This window comes from Tepidanaerobacter sp. GT38 (assembly GCF_021991635.1).
Taxonomy (GTDB): domain Bacteria; phylum Bacillota; class Thermosediminibacteria; order Thermosediminibacterales; family Tepidanaerobacteraceae; genus DTU063.
Genome location: NZ_JAFFJA010000083.1, coordinates 1 through 1,637 on the forward strand (window position 1 = coordinate 1; position 1,637 = coordinate 1,637).

General features: G+C 38.1%; 1 protein-coding gene. It reads right to left on the reverse strand.

The genetic code is table 11. The annotated features are described in order from the left end of the window. Positions 1–176 precede the first annotated feature (176 nt). A complete protein-coding gene (locus tag JT739_RS10520) occupies positions 177–1,514 on the reverse strand; it encodes an ISNCY family transposase (RefSeq protein WP_237661077.1) in 1,338 nt (445 codons plus the stop codon). Between the last annotated feature and the right edge of the window lie 123 nt (positions 1,515–1,637).

Consider the following 1,637-nt stretch of genomic DNA (forward strand, 5'->3'; position numbering starts at 1 on the left):
AAGAGTAATTTTATTCTATGAAAATGTCACCTTTGACATAAAATAAAAACAACAAAACACGTTACAAATTTGTTAAATATTGTATTTAACAGCAAAAGAAAAAACGAGCATGAGAGAATAAGCCCTTGATAATATCCATCAAAAGGGGTATGCTAAAATAGAATATTTTCTTACGCTTATGCCCATGCTCGTGTAGAATTGAAGAGCTGATTGAGCATTTCAAGAATCTCACTATCAGTTTCTTCATACACGAACACGGGCTTTTTATTTGACGCATTGCGCCATGGATGATCAGCAGCAGGCTTCACAGGAGTACGCTTTTGTGCTTGCTTTTCAGAACGCTCTAAATCCCTCTTTTTCGGGCGATCTTGCAGAATTAAAGTGTCATACACCACACCACCATATAAAGCTTTAACACCTATCCTGGAACTATTTAGCACAGTAATTTTAGCTTTAGGCAAAGCTACTTCTCCCTTGCCTTTTGATACAAGCTGATAATACTTCCCCTTGTAAGAAAAAGCACCACCATCAATAACAGTACGCTCTTCTTTGATGCATAAAACATAATCAAGCTCAATTGAAGTGTCAAGAGGCCTAAAGGCAGACAAAGGACTTTCAGGCTCAACTGCGAATTTCTCATTGTAAGCAGCAATAAACTTAGCTAAAAAATCATTAGCAGCTTCAATGCTATCGATTCCCCGGATTTTAAACTCAACAGGAAGCCTGCTCTGGAGAGTATTCCATAGCTTCTCAATACGACCTTTGGCCTGAGGGCAGGAAGCTTTGATGATATTTACACCTAGTTCCTCCATGGCTTTTCCAAACTGAGTAAGTTTAACATACTTACCTTCAAGCTGCTCCTCGATAGACAGCTTACCATCATTAGGGGAGACGAAAATAGAGTGACGATCACAGTATAAACACATAGGGACACCGTATTTAGAAACAATCTGCCTCATGATTTCAAAATAACCTTCAAGGCACTCATTTTGGGCAAAGAAAAGAGCGAGAATCTCACCGGTAGCATCATCTATTGCCCCATGCAGAGCACAAGGTGTTTTACCAAAAAACCACACATGAGGGGAAGCATCAATTTGAACCAGCATACCTTTTTGAGGCTTTCTTTTTCTCCTGTGGTGAGACTTAAGCTTACGATGTTTTTTAGGGCTTTTAATACCAGCTTGAGTTAAGATTCTATGAGTAGAAGAATAACTGACTTTGATATTCTCATATAGTTCCAAAAGCTCAACGAAGTGGTTGAAATTAGCATCTTGGTATTTAGTAAGTTTTAACTCAACGATTTTGCATTTAAGGTCATCAGGGATAGAATGCTGAGGTTTACGGCCTCTATTTTTGTGGATAATGAACGCGGGGCCAAATTTTTCAACTCCTCCTTTAAGCCTTATCACTTGGCGTTCACTGAGGCCGAGGAGTTCAGCAGCTTCTCTGATGGTAATCACTTTATCGATAGCTTGATTGATAACCCTAAGACGAGTTATCTCTTTTTGAGTCATGTTGAATGTCTCCTCTCTCATACCTGACATTTTATCAGAATAAATTCAACATGACATTATCACAGAATAACAACAAAATATTTAAAAACCTCTGTCAATATCTTTTAAAAATGTCACCTAAAA

Excerpts from the sequence above, each read along its gene's own strand:
- JT739_RS10520 (WP_237661077.1), bottom strand. The coding sequence starts at position 1,514 with ATGACTCAAAAAGAGATAACTCGTCTTAGGGTTATCAATCAAGCTATC.